The following is a 14,897-nucleotide window of genomic DNA, read 5'->3' on the forward strand; positions in this document are numbered from 1 at the left end:
GATCGCGCACGGATTGCTATACCAATTTCATAAAGTTATGCTGCTACCGAAAATTTGACTCCCCCCCTTTATAAGGGGGGGTTGGGGGGGGGTAGATATTTAGCGCTATTTTATAAATTTGGTCTAATAACTGCCAACTGCCAACTGAAAACTGCCAACTGACAACAGCCAACTGCCAACAGCCAACTGCCACCAGCCAACCGCCAACCGCCAACTGCCAACTGCCCTCAAACGTGCTAGAACAGTTATGATCTACATCGGTCAATTCAATGGCTGCAATTACTCTCGATCGCAATCCCTGTGTTTTGCTAGTAGAAACAGACGAAGTTCTCGCCGGACACTTGAGTCTAGACTTAAAATCGTCAGGCTACGAACCGGTAGTAGCTTCAAATACCGCCACTGGCCAACAGTTGGCCCGACAATTGCAGCCAGCTTTGATTGTAATCGATCGCATACTTGGGCATGAGTCGGGACTGTCGCTTTGTTCTCACCTCCGAAGCAGCGGCAATCGGGTACCGGTGTTATTATTGGTCGGTCGCGATACAGTTGACGATCGCGTGGCTTGTCTGGAAGCAGGGGCGGACGATTATTTTCTCAAACCTTACCGCACTGACGAGTTTTTGCACCTGGTGCGCTTGTATTTGCAGCCGGATAACACCAGCAGCGAACAGTTGAGGTTTGGCGATTTAGTTTTGGATTTGGCTTCTAGGCGGGCCCTGCGTAACGGACGGACGATCGACCTGACGATGAAAGAATTTGAGCTGCTAAAGTATTTGATGGAACATCCCCGCGAGGTTTTGACTCGAGAACAAATTCTGGAAAATGTTTGGGGTTACGACTTTCTCGGCGAGTCAAATGTGATTGAGGTTTACATCCGCTATCTGCGCCTCAAGATTGAAGATGAGGGCGAAAAGCGCTTGATTCAAACGGTGCGGGGTGTTGGCTACGTGATGCGCGAAGCTTGAAGAAGTCATTAGTCATTAGTCATTAGTCATTAGTTATTGGTTATTGGTTATTGGTTATTGGTTATTGGTTATTGGTTATTGGTTATTGGTTATTCCCAATGCCCAATTCCCAATGACCTGCGCGGGCCAATTCCCAATGCCCAATTCCCAATGACCTGCGCGGGCCAATTCCCAATTCCCCATTCCCAATTCCCAATTCCCAATTCCCAATTCCCAATTCCCAATTCCCAATTCCCCATTACCGATTCTAAATCTAAAATCATTATGAGTTATTTCGCTAGTTTCCTAAATATTGGGGTAATTGTATTTTTGCTGGGATGTTCGCCGGCTTTACCTGTCGCGGATGCTGGTGTTACTGGCATTTTGGCCTCGCAGTCTCCGACGGCGACAACATCCGGTCAAGTTTTGCCGATTTCTGCTAGAGCTCGGATAGCCGATCGCCCTATCGAACTAGAAGTCGCTAAAACCCCGGAACAACAGGCTATCGGTTTAATGTACAGAACTTCTTTGGCCGACGACAGAGGAATGCTGTTTGAGTTTAAACCGGCGCGGTGGGTCAATTTTTGGATGAAAAATTGCCTGATTTCTCTGGATATGATTTTTCTGCGGGATGGAGTCGTCACAGCCATCGCAGCAGAATCACCTCCTTGTACCGCCGATCCTTGTCCTACCTACGGGCCAGATACTCCTGTCGATCGAGTTATTGAACTCCGGGGCGGGCGGGCTGCTGAACTCGGTGTCAAAGTGGGCGATCGTATTGAAATCGAGTTTTTCAACTAAAATCTGCACCCAGCAACAATCCCCTGGTTTCCTTCTTCCTTCTTCCTTCGTCGGGCTTCGCAAAATCAGCAAAAATTTATAAACTTTATAAAAATTTACAAAATCTGTTAAATTATTAATGTAAGATGCAGCACAAACAGGAAAAGATTTGCTAGGATGTCGATCTCAGTCAGTCTGGACTTGAGCTTGTTTGCAGGAGCTGTAAATTGTGGGTCGCAGGTACGAGACGAGTCAGCGACTCGCGCCGGAATCCTGAGAGACGAGGGTAGTCTCGACGACCTCATCGCGAAAGGAAATTCTCTGGAACTTCTGGCGATCGAGCTCAATCTATTAAACCTATCTGAAGTAAGATGCGACGAGCTAAATTAATTGGCAAAGTTAATCTCAGGTAGCAGATTAAGGTTCGAGCAAAATATCTCACCAATATTGCGGAAGTAGATTTGCGGATTCTGCATTTTCGCAGATGAAGTTAAACTCTGAACCTGGTTTATTAATTTAAGCTAGCAGAATTTATTTCAGATTTGCGCTGCAAATATGCCGAGGTATTCAATTTAGGTTTCGATCGCGATCGCAAGTCGATCGGGCCATCCGCAAAAGTGCAAAACTTTTCGCTTTTTGGGAAAAGTTGGCTAGCGCAAGTCTCCCTCAGCACTGAGTTTCACAGTTTTACCAACCGCTAATACCCTTAAAACAGCTATCGACGGTTAAAAGACAGATTTAAAACTGGCTTATTACTAATCACAAACATCAGGTTCGTATCAGAAAATGGTGTCCTACACATACATGGAGGCAAAATGACATGGCACCCGCTACATACACTAAATTAATTCGATTTTTACAAGAAGAATTGGCTATTTCTCCCGCCTCAATCGCCGTCGCCGAACGCCGGGGCGACAAACAGCGGCAGCGCGATAAAGACCCGAATTCCTTGCCGATGGTTCTGTGGCAGTACGGTTTAGTCACTCTCGAACAGTTGGATAAAATCTTTGATTGGTTGGCGCAAGCATATTAAAAGGATTTTAGATTTTAGATAATAAAATCCCAAATCCAAAATCCTTTAACAACTTATACCAACGATCAAAAACTTTGCAACAATTTTTGTAGGGGCGGGTTCACCCAGATCCGTGTCCGAAGCCAAAGTCTTAAAAAACCCGCCCTCAATACAGTTACAAAAACCAGGAGAATTGGTATTGGATTAAGATTGTGTCAAAAGTTTCGCAGCAGCGGCAACGCCGGCACCAGGAGTGTAGCCTTCATGACCCAATTCTTGCAATACCACTTCCAAGGCGGAAATAGCTGCTAGAATATCGCGATCGCACACAAAGCCCAAATGACCGATTCGGAAGATTTTACCTTTCAAATGGTCTTGTCCGTCGGCTAGAGCAATATCAAAATTCTTTCTCATCAAAGTCCGCACTTTTTGAGCGTCTACAGATTCAGGCGGCATCACCGAAGTAATCGCAGGGCTGGCTGCACCGTCAGCCGCGAACAACGGCAAACCTAAAGCTTTTACCGCAGCGCGAGTAGTTGTCATCAACCGTTTGTGCCGCGCGAAAACGTTTTCTAACCCTTCAGCTTTCATCATCTGCAATGTTACTTGCAGTCCAAAAAACATATTCACTGGCGGAGTGAACGGAGTTGTATTTTTGGCAGCTTCTTTGCGGTATTTGCCCAAATCTAAATAATAACGGGGCAGCGTCGCAGTTTTGTAAGCTTCCCAAGCTTTCGGACTAACAGCCACAAAACCCAAACCTGGGGGAATCATGTAAGCTTTCTGAGAACCAGAAGCAATCACGTCAATTCCCCAAGCATCCATCGGTACGCTGGCAGCACCTAAACTGGTGACAGCATCAACCATAATTAAAGCTTCGCCGTGGGCTTTGACGTGGCGGTTGATGGTTTCGAGGTCGTTGAGAACGCCCGTGGAGGTTTCCGAGTGAGTGATGATGACAGCTTTGATTTGCTTTTCTGTATCAGCTTCGAGTTTTTCGCGGAAATTTTCGGGGTCTAATTGTTGGCCCCACTCGGCTTTAATAATTTCGACATTTAAACCGTAGGCTTCTGCGACTTCAGCCCAGCGTTCGCCAAATTTGCCGTTGGTGCCGACCAAAACTCGATCGCCCGCACTCAAGAAATTAATTATCCCAGCTTCCATCGCCCCGGTACCGGAAACGGTTAAACTCAGCACGTCGCTGCTGGTTTGGTGCAGCCATTTGAGGTTTTCGGTACATTCTCCAAAAATCGCGTCAAATTCCTTGCTGCGGTGGCCCATCGGGTGTTTGGCCATCGCCAGCAAAGCCGCTTCCGGCACCGGTGTCGGCCCGGGAATCATCAGCATTGATTTGTTGTCCATGATATTGTCCTAACTTTTTCTGTGGGAGTTCTACAGAATAAATCAAATACGATACCTCATGTCGGTACTCTAAGTTTTTTAACTTTTAACTCCCGTGGGGTTAGTTTCATTTAGAGACCACCGATATTCTACTGCCAAGTTCGATCGCTCGCAGCTTTGTTCTAATTGCTTTTGAATCGCCAGGGCTTTGCGGAGTGTAATAATAAGTTGGTGAACTTGTTGCTGCTGCGGCGATTGTGGACTGACAGCCAACATTGTTTTGCGTTCTAACAATTGAAGTAGCAATTCATAATGAATGTACGAAGGAAGGGGAATTGGCTCCATGAAAGCTAACATACCTCAGCGAACCGACACCCCGTGACAATTGCACGGGGCATCACAGGTGAACATTAGATGCCCGATTTTTTATGTGTTCTAGCCGTACAAAAACCCCTGCTTTGCCGATCGAATTTTCGGGGGCTGGGTGCGTTGGCAGCGCTAAATTTCGCGATCGACTCGCGAGAGCGAATACATTTAATCGCTTTCTGGCAAAATACTTCTCTGCAATATAGCTTTGAGCGATATTTTTTTTAGAGTTAAGCGCTGGAGTCGATGCAGGCTAGAAATTCTGATTATTTACCTACTCAATCAATTTTTATCAGAATTCGGGGGTGTTTGTCAAGCGGTCTCGCCTTTGAAATGCTCTAATCCCTCTTAGCAAGCGCCGCTAAAGCAGCCCCCGGATCTGGCTGTTTGACTAAAGATTCGCCGATGAGTACGGCTCCGGCTCCGGCGCGGACAACTTGAGTTATGTCATCGGGAGTGTGAATTCCTGACTCGCTGACGGTGAGGATGCCTTTTGCTGCGATTTCGGTTGGGCGGGAAGCTAACAGTTGGCCGGTGGTTTCTAGGCTGACGGAAAAGTCTGCTAGGTTGCGGTTGTTGATGCCGATTAAGTTTACGCCTTGTAGGGTTAACACTCGATCGAGTTCTTCTTGAGTGTGAACTTCAATCAAAGCTGTCATGCCCAAAGTCTTGACAATTTTCACAAAATATTGTAAGTCTTTGTCAGAGAGAATGGCGGCGATTAAAAGTACGGCATCAGCGCCGTGAATGCGGGCGAGATAGATTTGGTAGGGATAGATGATAAACTCTTTGCAAAGCAAGGGTAAATCGACGGCAGCACGGATTTTAGCGAGGTTTTCAAAGCTACCCTGGAAGAATTTTTCATCGGTGAGTACGGAGATGCAGCTAGCGCCGTTTTGTTGGTACGATCGGGCGATCGCCACTGGATCGAAATCTTCGCGAATTACGCCTTTGCTGGGAGAAGCTTTTTTAACTTCGGCGATGATGGCTGGTTTGGTTTTGCCATTTTTAAGGGCGGCAAGAAAGTCGCGAGTTTTTGGTGCGAAAGGCAGTTTTTTGTGAAGTTCGGATAAGGGAGTGCGATCGCGCTTTTGGGCTACTTCTGCTTCTTTGTGCCAGACTATTTCTTCGAGGATGTGCTGGGGTGCGGCGTCGGGGACGGCGATTTGGTAGCTGAGGTAGAGTACGGAGACTGAGGTGCTGGGGGGACGGCGGCGGATTTGAAGCATGATAGGGAGATTAAGGGCGATCGCGACAAGTTTAAAACTATTATATAATAGAAGTCTTTATCTGGCAATTTATAAATCAATTTTCAAGAGCGTATTGACCATAGAATTAGGGCAAGTGTTATTAAAGAATCAAATTGTTAAACTGATTGTTTTTGATAAAAAAAGTGAGGCAATACTTCAATGGATACCCGATTGAGATACCAAGAAAATATTAAAATTATACTTCAGGAACACGCTAACTTTCGCAATACTATACCTGACGGCTATCATTCTCAACTGTTATTTGATGATGAACGAGGAGGATATTTAGTTTTGAATATTGGTTGGAATGATGACAATTACCTTCACGCCACACCAATCCACCTCGATTTAATCGGCGATCGAATCAGGATTCAATATGATGATACCGAAGAAGGAGTGGCTACCGATTTACTGGCAGATTATTCGGCGGTTGAAGTCGCGTCTAAACAAACGAAGTCCGCGCAACGCGAGACTAAGAGATATGAGAGATTGTGATTAATTAAACCCACATTCCGCACTTCAATAGCACTACAAGATATAGTATATTGCTGCCAGAGCTAACTGAGTGAAAATACTTAGACAGTTGAGGCAAAAAAAGTGAGACAATCAAAAAAACGTCAAAAATATTATCTAGCTCAAAAAATGCCCCCTACTTCAGAAATAAAAATCAAAAATATCGATTGCTTAGGAATAGTAACTGAACTCATTGATGAGACAGGAATAGTTGAAACAATCAACTCTAAATTAGGAATAGATGTTCGGGAAAAAATTTCAGCGGGAATATTAGTGAAAGCTATTTTAATCAATGGAATAGGATTTCTATCGAGACCTTTATATTTATTCAGCCAATTTTTTGAAGACAAAGGAATCGAAACCTTGTTAGGTGCGGGAATAAAAGCGGATTATATAAATGACGATAAAATTGGAAGAGTCATGGATAAATTATATAAATATGGATTGAACAAGCTATTTATGGAAATCGTATTATAGCCTTTCAAGCTCTCATATGAGGTACTGTCGGGCATAGGCAAAACCGGGCATAGGCCTCCGCGGGCATACCTCACTTTTTTGAGAAAGGCTATATCTCGTAGACCTCTTTGTCACCCCCAGAAAATTAGAAAAGGTAGGCACAGATATTTTTCCTACAGTGAATGTATGAAAATCCTCAGTCATCAAAGCCAGAACTGCAGAATGTGGGTTACACAATCCGTTGCCGAACTTTGTTCCTTCTTCCAGATCGTTAATCATTAAAAAACCCGACACTAACAACTTATTTAAAATTGTCAGTGTCGGGTACAAATTCAACAAATTACAGCAAAAGTTTAGGACTTTTTGCCGAGAATTTGTTCTTTCAAAGCTTGAATTTCTTGACCTAATTGTTGGCGGTTGGAAGAGCGCAACAAATAGCGGTAGACAAACCATGCGGTGTATCCGATACCGATTAACTCAAATGTGGGTGCTAGCAGGGGGATGTCATTGAGTTCGTCTACTACGCCCAAAAGCACTTTCAAAGAAACAATCGAGGCTAAAATTACACCGACAACTGTCAGGGGGCTTTTGTACTGCTCGTAAAAGCTGCCGATGTAAGCGGGAAACTCCGACAAAATTGAGATAATTTGTTCTTTGATCTGCTGGGCCTGACTTGGCGGTTCTTCGGTAATTATGACTTGTGTGGTACCGCTCGAACTGTCTGCTTCATTTTCAGCAGGAATTTCGGTGATGATAATTGTTTTTTCTGGTTCGTTTGATGAAGTCATTTCTTCACTCGCAATAGTTTTTTGCTGGTTGGCGGCAGGTATTTCAACTGCTGCTGCGACTGTTTCAAGAGCCGGTATTTCGACTGCTGCAACCTCCCCGTCGGTTGGTTCGAGAGCCGACACTTCGCCTGTTTCAGCAGTCGGTATTTCGACTGCTGAAACTTCCGCCGCCACTGCTTCAGGAGCCGATATTTCGACTGCTGAAACCTCTGGTGCTGAAGTCGGTATTTCGGCTGGTGAAACTTCCGCTGCTGGGTGTTGTGCGGCAGAAGTTTCGGTTGCAGTTTCCGCGTTTTGTTGTTCTGGGGCAGGAGTTTGGGCCGCGACACCAACAAGCGGCACATTCAAGTTGCTAATAGCCTCTTGCAAGCGGGTTTTCGCTGTCCCCCGCTGGTGAAGGATTACCCAAGATTCTATCAGGTCGGGGCCGTGCATTGCACCTGTCAGAGCTGCTCTGAGCGATCGCATAATCAGCCCTTTGTTAAGATTTTTCTCTTTACTGAGCTTTTTAGTGATTTTCTGAGCTTCGGCTGACTGCAGGGTGGCATGACTTTCCAGAGCTTCTAGAACTGCTTGTAAGGCTTGTGCAGCCCCTGGCTGCTGCAACTGTGCGAGTGCTTCTTCTTCGTATTCCACAGTGGGAGAGAAGAACAAATTGCACATACCGACAGCATCGGTTAAGCGAACGAGACTCGGGCCGATTAAAGCAGCTATTTGTTCAAGCCAAGGGCGGTCTGCCTCGGAGTCAAACTCATAACCGGCTTTCTGCCAATAAGGTATCAGCAAATCTGTCAATTGCGGTACTGGCATTTTGTGGAGATATTGACTGTTGAGCCAGTTGAGTTTATCCCAGTCAAATTTTGCACCAGCTTTGTTGACTCGATAGAATGTAAATAATTCTGCTGCTTCCGACAGTGTAAATATTTCCTGCGTTGAATCCGGCGGAGTCCAACCGAGCAAAGTCATGTAATTGACTAAAGCTTCGGGGAGGTAGCCCATATCTTTGAAGTCAGAAATGGAGGTTACGCCGTCGCGTTTAGAAAGCTTTTGCCCTTGGGAGTTTAAAATCAGCGGCGTGTGGCCAAATTCTGGGATTGTCGCGCCCAAAGCTTCGTAGAGCAATATTTGTTTGGGAGTATTGCCGATGTGATCTTCGCCGCGGATGACGTGGGTGATGGCCATGTCGATGTCATCGACAACTACGGCGAGGTTGTAGAGTGGTTGGCCGATGACGCCGCCGCTGGATGCCCTGGCAATTACCATGTCGCCGCCGAGGTCGCTACCTTTCCAGGTTACGGTGTCGCGCACCATGTCGTTCCAAGAAATTGTGCGATCGTCCTCAATGATAAACCGAATCACAGCTTGTCGCCCTTCGCCTTCAAAAGCTGCGCGCTCTTTGCTTGTCAAGTTGCGGTGGCGGTTGTCGTAGCGGGGGGCTTGTTTGTTGGCTTTTTGTGCTTCCCGCATTTCGTCGAGTTCTTCCGACGTGGTGTAGCAGCGGTAGGCGAGTCCATTGTCTAGAAGGGTTTGGACTGCTTGGCGGTATATTTCCAGACGTTCGGACTGAAAACTCGGGCCTTCGTCCCAGTTCATCCCCAGCCATGTGAGTCCTTCGAGGATGTTATCGGTGTATTCGCTTTTAGAGCGTTCGACATCTGTGTCTTCTACCCGCAGGATGAATTGGCCGCCTTGGTTGCGGGCAAACAGCCAGTTAAATACGGCGGTTCTGGCGGTACCGATGTGTAGGTTTCCTGTGGGACTGGGGGCTAGACGGACTCTGACATTCATGTATATTTTTGCTTTTAGATTGGGGTTGATTTGCTGGTTGGGGGAATCGCGGATGTTTGAGACTTTAAAATTTTATTATATTTTGTTGCCGAATTAACAGTTGTGCTTGGCAGGTGTTCGGCCTGGAATTGTTTGATATTCGACTGTCGGCGAAAGTCTCCGGCAACTGGGCAAAGGGCATCTTGATGATATTAGCATTGCGGGCGGCCAAGATTGGATTCACCTTTGGGACTATTTTTCACAGCACAAATAACTGTCCTAGGGCTACCAAATAATTCTTGGTAAAATGTTTGTGTGCGATCGACCACATTAAAACATATTTCCCTATGTCTGCTGCTAAAACCGAGTTTTCCGAATCTGTTGAGGTTGAGCCCTCTTGGCAAATCGAGTTGCTGTACGACCGTGAATGCCCGCTGTGCGTGCGGGAGGTGAATTTTTTGAAGAAACGGGATGCAGGGCGAGGTTTGGTGTCGTTTGTGGATATCGCGGAGGATGGCTACAACCCGGAAGCCCACGGCGGAGTTGACTACGAAACGGCGATGGGGCGGATTCACGCGGTGTTACCCGACGGTACGACGGTTAAAAATGTGGAGGTTTTTCGCCGGATTTATGAGATTTTGGGTATGGGCTGGATTTATGCGGTGACTAAGTTGCCGGTGATTGGGGCGATCGCTAATTGGCTGTACGGAATTTGGGCAGATTGGCGGCTGAGGTTGACCCGAAGGCAGGATTTAGCAAGTATTATGAGCGATCGAACTGCGCGGATCGAGTGCGATGTTGAAGGCCGCTGCCAACCAAACTCGAAATGAGTCATATTTGGTAAGTGCGATATTAGTAAGTGCGATCGACCGATCGGCAGATTTCAGCAGAAACAGAGTGCAACTAACATTAAAGATTGGCTACTATTAACGGCGGGAAAGAAAATGCAAGATGCAGGCTATACAGTTTTCATGGGCTTTGGCGGCCTCTGGGTAGTCATGGGAATTATCGCTGTGATTGTCCTGTTCAAATCGGACGGTCAAAAAGTTAGGTTTGGCAAATGGGGATTGTTGGTTGCTATTCCGATCCTAGTGCCCATCGTCCTGGTTTTGACATATCAGATAGCCCGCCCGTTTATTATCCAACACTTTTGAGGGCTGCTGGAAGCCGATCTGAAAATCAATAGAAAGTCAATTAATTTGAACTATCAGGCTGAACATCGAGCCACAATCGGGAATATTCTTCTCGCACAGAGCGATCGAGATCCTGTGCTAATTCCGCAGGCAAACTCAGAGCTTTAATCAATTCTTGTACATCCGCCAAATCTTTCAATCGACCGCGACCGCTCAAACCTGATGACAGCTTCAGTTCAATCAGTGTAACCAACCGAACGACTTTAATGCCATCTTTTTCAACAGCTACGGCTGCCGGGTTAGGGAAACTAACCGATTTAGGTTTCCCATCTCCTGGGAACTCTCCGGTTGTTATAATCTCAACAGACACTCCTGTCTTCACATCCTTAAACATTTTGGTAGCACCAGCAAAGGCAGGCACGAATCCGCGACCGAGCAAAATCGATCGAAAGGAATCTAGCCCTTGTGGTGTCAGTAACAAATCTACGTCTTGAGTAGTTCTGATATAGCCGTGAATCACCAGGGCCATGCCACCAATTACTGCATAGTCAATGCCTGCTCTCGACAAACTTTGAGTAATGTTTTGGAGTGCTTCATACACCTTGCCTTGCTGCATAAAGAAAAGTTCAACTTCCTGTAAAACAACCCTTGTATCTAACATTTAGCATATTCCTCACTTAAAATAGTCAGTCCTGGACGCAAAGGAATTAGTTAAATTAAGTTAAATATTATTGCTCATTTTCGGGCGATCGCAACTGCTCCCTTACCCATTGACGCAAAGACCGAATTATGGCATTATCATCTTGAGTTTCTGCCATCTGCAAAAATTGATTGAGCATTGCGACAGAAAGGATGGGAAATGTCGGACTGCGATCGCAGGTAATATATTCCCGATTTTGCAATTGATAAATTTGTACAGTTTGTGCCCGATACCGCCAAACTTCAGGAATTTCTAGCTGTCTGTAAACTACAAACCGATTAGATGAAGGACTGGTAATATCAACTTCAATCACCAAGTCTGGCGGAGGATCGGTTGAGATGTCAAGCCTTCTCCCTAGAATGCGATCGACATTTTGGATATAAAAACACGAATCTGGTTCTGCACCTTGTTCTAAATCTTCACGGTTGAGAGTCGTCGAACCAAATCCCTTAATCTTCAAGTCCAACTCTTCAGTCAAAGCTGTAACAATCCGTTTTAGCAAACAGTTAACAGTTTCATGCAAGTCTGATGGCATGATAATTTCTAAGACGCCTTGAGAATAAGAAAATCGCGAGGATCTCTTGTCCCCCGCTTCTGCTAATAAGCTTTCGTAAGTCTGCCAACTGATATTAGATAATACTATCCGTTGTGTAGTTGTTTCCGGTGACGGCTTAATGGGCGTAACGAGCATATTTTCCCACTCCTTAATCATCTCTGGCTATCTAAAGAGCATAAGATTCGCAGTCAGGAGTTTAGTCCTTTTTTATCCGCAGGAGCAATGAAGCCCTGACTACAAACAAACTCTATTTAGAAAGAGATTTATGAACTGCTTAAACTTTCTATTTACGAGAGAACGGGACAGACGGGGCTCGAACCCGCAACTTCCGCCGTGACAGGGCGGTGCTCTAACCAATTGAACTACTGTCCCTCGTTTTGCCGTTTTTTCAGGCACAATTTTTATTATGCCTATAACTTCACCTTTTGTCAAGAGGTTTTTTGAAATTTTATTTGGAAGCCCAAAATCTGAGTCTCTTGTAGGGGACTGAAGTTGTTGTCGCTCACCAAAATCAGACCTCTGCTACCATCTGCCAACTCCGGGCCGAATGTCAACCCCTCAATGTTGTCTAGGGGAATTTTTAGGGTTTCCAAATCCAGCAGCAGCCGTTTTTGAGCGGGAGAAACCTCGCCCAGACTGCTTTTGAGGCTTTCTATCCCTTCTGTGCGATCGGCTTTTTCCAAAGAAACCTCAAATAGCCTAACAGTAACGCCGGTTTCCAGGGAGATAGCACGCTCTAAACTCAGCAAGCGCTTGTCGCCGATCGCCAACAAATCCGCTAAACCGTTGGTAGTGAATTGTCCCGCAGGATTTGCACCAGGGGGTAGCGGTTCGGTGATGTAGGCAAAGGAGGCATCTGGATTGCCGCTTAACGCATCGTAGCGCAAAATCCGGCACGGGCTGCCTTTTTCCAGAGAAGGTACATCGCCATCCTGTACCATAGCGTTTTCGGTGGCGGTGAACAGATATTGGCGATCGGGCGTTAAAGTCAAACTTTCAAACGATCGATTGTTGCGAATGCCTTTAGTGCCTTTGTCGTCTGGCAAAAATAGTTCAGGAATTGGCAGCGTTTTGAGCAGTTTACCGTCTAGGGAGAATTCTTTGATGAAAGGATTGATTTGGCGATCGACATCTCCCTCCGAAGAAACAAACACGCTATTGCCCGCAAAAGCTATCCCTTCTGGATCTAAACTTAAACTCGGAAAACTTTCGCCCTTTTCATCTAATAAAGTAGTGACACCAGTAAACTCAATGTTTTCTTTTTCCAATTTACCAGATTTCAAGTTTATTTTGAGAGAATAAAAGCGAGCCGGACTCTTGCTGCTGCGGTCATCCGAAATGGCATAATAAACTTGTTTTTCGGCATCGTAAGTAATCCCCGAAAGTCCGCCAATTTCTGTACCCTGAAACGGAGAACCAGTAGGAAATATTGCTCTGCCAATAAAATCTATTTTGGTAAGGGCAAAAGATTGGACAGACAAATTTATCAAAATTGCCACAATTGCTGCTATCAAAAAACAGGAAATAACTATAATTATTTTTGCTGACTTTCGCATCTTACTATCTTCTTCTCTTTCTAACTTCGCGCCCTTTGCGCCTTCGCGGTTCGTTTAATCATAAAATCACTGTTTCTGATTCAGCAAAAAATTGGTCAACCAATCTTTCACCACATAAGTAGCGCGACAGTCGTCCTCATTGTAGCGGACGATCGCCTCCAAGATCGATCGATCGCCAGTTTTGAGCCAATCATCGTACCAACAGACACACTGAGCCCCATTAGCCTTAGCATCGCGCCAGTCAAAACCCAACCAGCGGGCGATGGGTTTTAGCGCGTAACTTTCCACCGGCATAATCGCCTGCTGCGTCACTTGTTTGTGAATATCTACAAACCGTTTCAGCACTGGTTTCCACAAATAAGCTGGAGTATGGTAAAGTTTAGCTAGCCGTTTAAAAGTCTTGACTTCGTAGTCGCAAAAGTGGAAAATCGGAGCAATGGGATAAGCCCACATTAATTCTAAAAATTGCTCCCAAATTGCACCTTCCTCTGCTGCTGATTCTGCCAGAAAACCGTGGAAATTTTCAGTTTTATTGTACCTATCGACAACTAAGACTCCGTGGAGGTAATCTAAATTCATCTCCGGTTCCGCTTCAATGTCAAAGTATAGTTCGATTGGGGCTACCGACAAAAAGACAGATTGAGAATAGGGAATTGGTTTTTGGCGGAGAATTGGCGCAGGCTTTGCTGGTGCTGCTGGTTTATTTTCTCTAATTTTTACTTCTTTAACTGCGATGTCATTCAAGATATTATCTACAATATCTGGTACTATTTCAGATAAGTTAAGTTCTTCTGAATTCTCACTTCTACCTTCTTCTCGATCCTTAATCCCTGTATCCGTGTCATGCCTTCCTTCTTCCTTCTTCCCTCTTCCGACTTCCATCGGACTGACATCCGTTACATCCGTTACATCCGTTACATCCGTTGCCGAACTTCCTTCTTCCCGCAACAGCGGTTGATTTAACAAATGAGATTGAGCTTGCCGCACCACATCAAAAGCAACTCTGTCAGGAAATTCTGGATAATCTGCCAGCAATTCGGAATTAGCATTAGCGAGAGATTCTACATCGGTAATTTCAAGAGTTTTTAGTCTAGCATAGCGGCCGGCAGTAACTCCGGGTAATAGCGAAAGATGTTTAATAGATTCTGCTTCCCCATGACAAGTAGTATACCAACCGCAAAGATTGCATTTTTGGCGGGAAATGAACACTTCTGGTTGATCCCGATTTTCTATCATCTGAATGCAGTTATCTAATATCTCGAACATCTGAGGAGTTCGCTGGTCGAGATTCACTTGCCAAAACCCTTTTTTTCGCAGCATCAGCCACGCAGAGTCGGGGATTTTTTCCTGCACGGAAGCTAATATTTGCGCGTGAAAAGCTGCAATAATTTGATAGTCTAGTTTTGGTCGCTTGCTGAGCCAAATATCGGCAGTAACGTAACTCCAATCGCCAAATTTGGATTGTCCCGGCTGTTTGATTAATAAATGCGGGCGGCTGACGAGGGTAATATTTGAAGAGTGCGGAGTGGAGGATGCAGGATGAATTGAAGTTTCGGGAAGTCCCCGCGTATCTGAGAAAGATTGACCGTTAATTCCTACCAGAGAAGTTGGTGTACCGTTGGTTTTGCCCAATTCGCCCTGGATTAGAACTCCTCGGTAAATGCGATCGGCTCCTTGCTGCATTAAACTCAATGTAGCAGCAGCTCCCGCTTCCCAATCCCCTCTAGGATAATAT

At 45.5% G+C, this 14,897-nt stretch carries 19 protein-coding genes, 1 tRNA gene and 2 pseudogenes; 10 read left to right on the forward strand and 12 right to left on the reverse strand.

Annotated elements, in window-relative coordinates:
- Nucleotides 1-43: 43 nt before the first annotated feature.
- Nucleotides 44-265 carry a hypothetical protein gene (locus tag WBA89_RS27850; RefSeq protein WP_424410874.1) on the reverse strand — a complete coding sequence of 74 codons (222 nt, stop codon included), beginning with the start codon at nucleotides 263-265 and terminating at the stop codon, nucleotides 44-46.
- Nucleotides 266-269: 4 nt separating this feature from the next.
- On the opposite strand from WBA89_RS27850, the gene nblR reads away from it, so the two are divergent.
- Nucleotides 270-965, forward strand: a complete 696-nt coding sequence (gene nblR, locus WBA89_RS27855; RefSeq protein ID WP_194061753.1) for a response regulator transcription factor NblR — start codon at nucleotides 270-272, stop codon at nucleotides 963-965.
- 89 nt (nucleotides 966-1,054) lie between these two features.
- Here nblR and WBA89_RS27860 read toward each other — a convergent pair whose 3' ends face one another.
- Complete coding sequence (locus tag WBA89_RS27860) at nucleotides 1,055-1,228, reverse strand: hypothetical protein (RefSeq protein WP_424410875.1); 174 nt, start codon at nucleotides 1,226-1,228, stop codon at nucleotides 1,055-1,057.
- 1 nt (nucleotide 1,229) lies between these two features.
- Here WBA89_RS27860 and WBA89_RS27865 point away from each other — a divergent pair, with 1 nt between their 5' ends.
- From WBA89_RS27865 to WBA89_RS27880, 4 genes are all read left to right on the forward strand, one after another.
- Complete coding sequence (locus tag WBA89_RS27865; RefSeq protein ID WP_424410876.1) at nucleotides 1,230-1,745, forward strand: DUF192 domain-containing protein; 516 nt, start codon at nucleotides 1,230-1,232, stop codon at nucleotides 1,743-1,745.
- Between the two features lie 156 nt (nucleotides 1,746-1,901).
- Nucleotides 1,902-2,114: a hypothetical protein gene (locus WBA89_RS27870; protein ID WP_424410877.1), complete on the forward strand. Its 213-nt coding sequence runs from the start codon at nucleotides 1,902-1,904 to the stop codon at nucleotides 2,112-2,114.
- Between the two features lie 152 nt (nucleotides 2,115-2,266).
- Nucleotides 2,267-2,425 carry a hypothetical protein gene (locus WBA89_RS27875; RefSeq protein ID WP_424410878.1) on the forward strand — a complete coding sequence of 53 codons (159 nt, stop codon included), beginning with the start codon at nucleotides 2,267-2,269 and terminating at the stop codon, nucleotides 2,423-2,425.
- Nucleotides 2,426-2,544: 119 nt separating this feature from the next.
- Nucleotides 2,545-2,757 (forward strand): DUF2949 domain-containing protein, encoded by a 213-nt coding sequence (locus WBA89_RS27880; protein WP_193972250.1) that lies wholly within the window; start codon nucleotides 2,545-2,547, stop codon nucleotides 2,755-2,757.
- Between the two features lie 183 nt (nucleotides 2,758-2,940).
- Here the strand turns inward: WBA89_RS27880 and WBA89_RS27885 are convergent, their stop codons facing one another.
- From WBA89_RS27885 to trpC, 3 genes are all read right to left on the reverse strand, one after another.
- Complete coding sequence (locus WBA89_RS27885) at nucleotides 2,941-4,098, reverse strand: pyridoxal-phosphate-dependent aminotransferase family protein (RefSeq protein WP_424410879.1); 1,158 nt, start codon at nucleotides 4,096-4,098, stop codon at nucleotides 2,941-2,943.
- 78 nt (nucleotides 4,099-4,176) lie between these two features.
- Nucleotides 4,177-4,422, reverse strand: a complete 246-nt coding sequence (locus WBA89_RS27890; RefSeq protein ID WP_194061760.1) for a DUF5340 domain-containing protein — start codon at nucleotides 4,420-4,422, stop codon at nucleotides 4,177-4,179.
- A gap of 359 nt (nucleotides 4,423-4,781) precedes the next feature.
- On the reverse strand, nucleotides 4,782-5,672 hold the full coding sequence (gene trpC, locus WBA89_RS27895) for an indole-3-glycerol phosphate synthase TrpC (RefSeq protein ID WP_424410880.1): 891 nt from the start codon (nucleotides 5,670-5,672) through the stop codon (nucleotides 4,782-4,784).
- On the opposite strand from trpC, the gene WBA89_RS27900 reads away from it, so the two are divergent.
- The 3 genes and pseudogenes from WBA89_RS27900 to WBA89_RS27910 all read left to right on the forward strand — a co-directional run.
- Complete coding sequence (locus WBA89_RS27900) at nucleotides 5,671-5,868, forward strand: element excision factor XisH family protein (protein WP_424410881.1); 198 nt, start codon at nucleotides 5,671-5,673, stop codon at nucleotides 5,866-5,868. The two genes, trpC and WBA89_RS27900, sit on opposite strands and share 2 nt — an antisense overlap.
- Nucleotides 5,853-6,188 (forward strand): element excision factor XisI family protein, encoded by a 336-nt coding sequence (locus WBA89_RS27905; protein ID WP_424410882.1) that lies wholly within the window; start codon nucleotides 5,853-5,855, stop codon nucleotides 6,186-6,188. Before WBA89_RS27900 ends, WBA89_RS27905 begins: the two co-directional genes overlap by 16 nt.
- Before the next feature lie 147 nt (nucleotides 6,189-6,335).
- Nucleotides 6,336-6,680: pseudogene (locus tag WBA89_RS27910) on the forward strand (DUF4277 domain-containing protein); the annotation flags it as partial.
- A gap of 335 nt (nucleotides 6,681-7,015) precedes the next feature.
- On the opposite strand, the gene WBA89_RS27915 reads toward WBA89_RS27910, so the two are convergent.
- Both WBA89_RS27915 and gltX read right to left on the reverse strand, forming a co-directional pair.
- The gene (locus WBA89_RS27915; protein WP_424410890.1) at nucleotides 7,016-7,450 is read right to left on the reverse strand and encodes a CAAD domain-containing protein; all 435 of its coding nucleotides are present in this window, start codon (nucleotides 7,448-7,450) and stop codon (nucleotides 7,016-7,018) included.
- A gap of 351 nt (nucleotides 7,451-7,801) precedes the next feature.
- A pseudogene (gene gltX, locus WBA89_RS27920) lies at nucleotides 7,802-9,238 on the reverse strand (glutamate--tRNA ligase); the annotation flags it as partial.
- Between the two features lie 326 nt (nucleotides 9,239-9,564).
- Between gltX and WBA89_RS27925 the strand changes: the two are divergent.
- Nucleotides 9,565-10,047, forward strand: coding sequence for a thiol-disulfide oxidoreductase DCC family protein (locus tag WBA89_RS27925; RefSeq protein ID WP_424410884.1), 483 nt, complete (start codon nucleotides 9,565-9,567; stop codon nucleotides 10,045-10,047).
- 114 nt (nucleotides 10,048-10,161) lie between these two features.
- Nucleotides 10,162-10,371, forward strand: a complete 210-nt coding sequence (locus WBA89_RS27930; RefSeq protein ID WP_333387620.1) for a hypothetical protein — start codon at nucleotides 10,162-10,164, stop codon at nucleotides 10,369-10,371.
- Between the two features lie 40 nt (nucleotides 10,372-10,411).
- On the opposite strand, the gene WBA89_RS27935 is transcribed toward WBA89_RS27930, so the two are convergent.
- The 5 genes from WBA89_RS27935 to WBA89_RS27955 form a co-directional block, all read right to left on the reverse strand.
- The gene (locus WBA89_RS27935; RefSeq protein ID WP_424410886.1) at nucleotides 10,412-11,011 is read right to left on the reverse strand and encodes a nucleotidyltransferase family protein; all 600 of its coding nucleotides are present in this window, start codon (nucleotides 11,009-11,011) and stop codon (nucleotides 10,412-10,414) included.
- A 67-nt stretch (nucleotides 11,012-11,078) separates the two neighbouring features.
- The gene (locus WBA89_RS27940) at nucleotides 11,079-11,741 is read right to left on the reverse strand and encodes a Uma2 family endonuclease (protein WP_424410887.1); all 663 of its coding nucleotides are present in this window, start codon (nucleotides 11,739-11,741) and stop codon (nucleotides 11,079-11,081) included.
- 163 nt (nucleotides 11,742-11,904) lie between these two features.
- Nucleotides 11,905-11,978, reverse strand: a tRNA-Asp gene (locus WBA89_RS27945).
- 56 nt (nucleotides 11,979-12,034) lie between these two features.
- Entirely contained in the window at nucleotides 12,035-13,162 is a 1,128-nt protein-coding gene (locus WBA89_RS27950; protein WP_424410888.1) for an esterase-like activity of phytase family protein, read from the reverse strand.
- A gap of 66 nt (nucleotides 13,163-13,228) precedes the next feature.
- A partial coding sequence (locus WBA89_RS27955; protein ID WP_424410889.1) for a TM0106 family RecB-like putative nuclease occupies nucleotides 13,229-14,897 on the reverse strand: 1,669 nt, incomplete at its 5' end.

Source organism: Microcoleus sp. (assembly GCF_049646505.1).
Lineage (GTDB): Bacteria > Cyanobacteriota > Cyanobacteriia > Cyanobacteriales > Microcoleaceae > Microcoleus.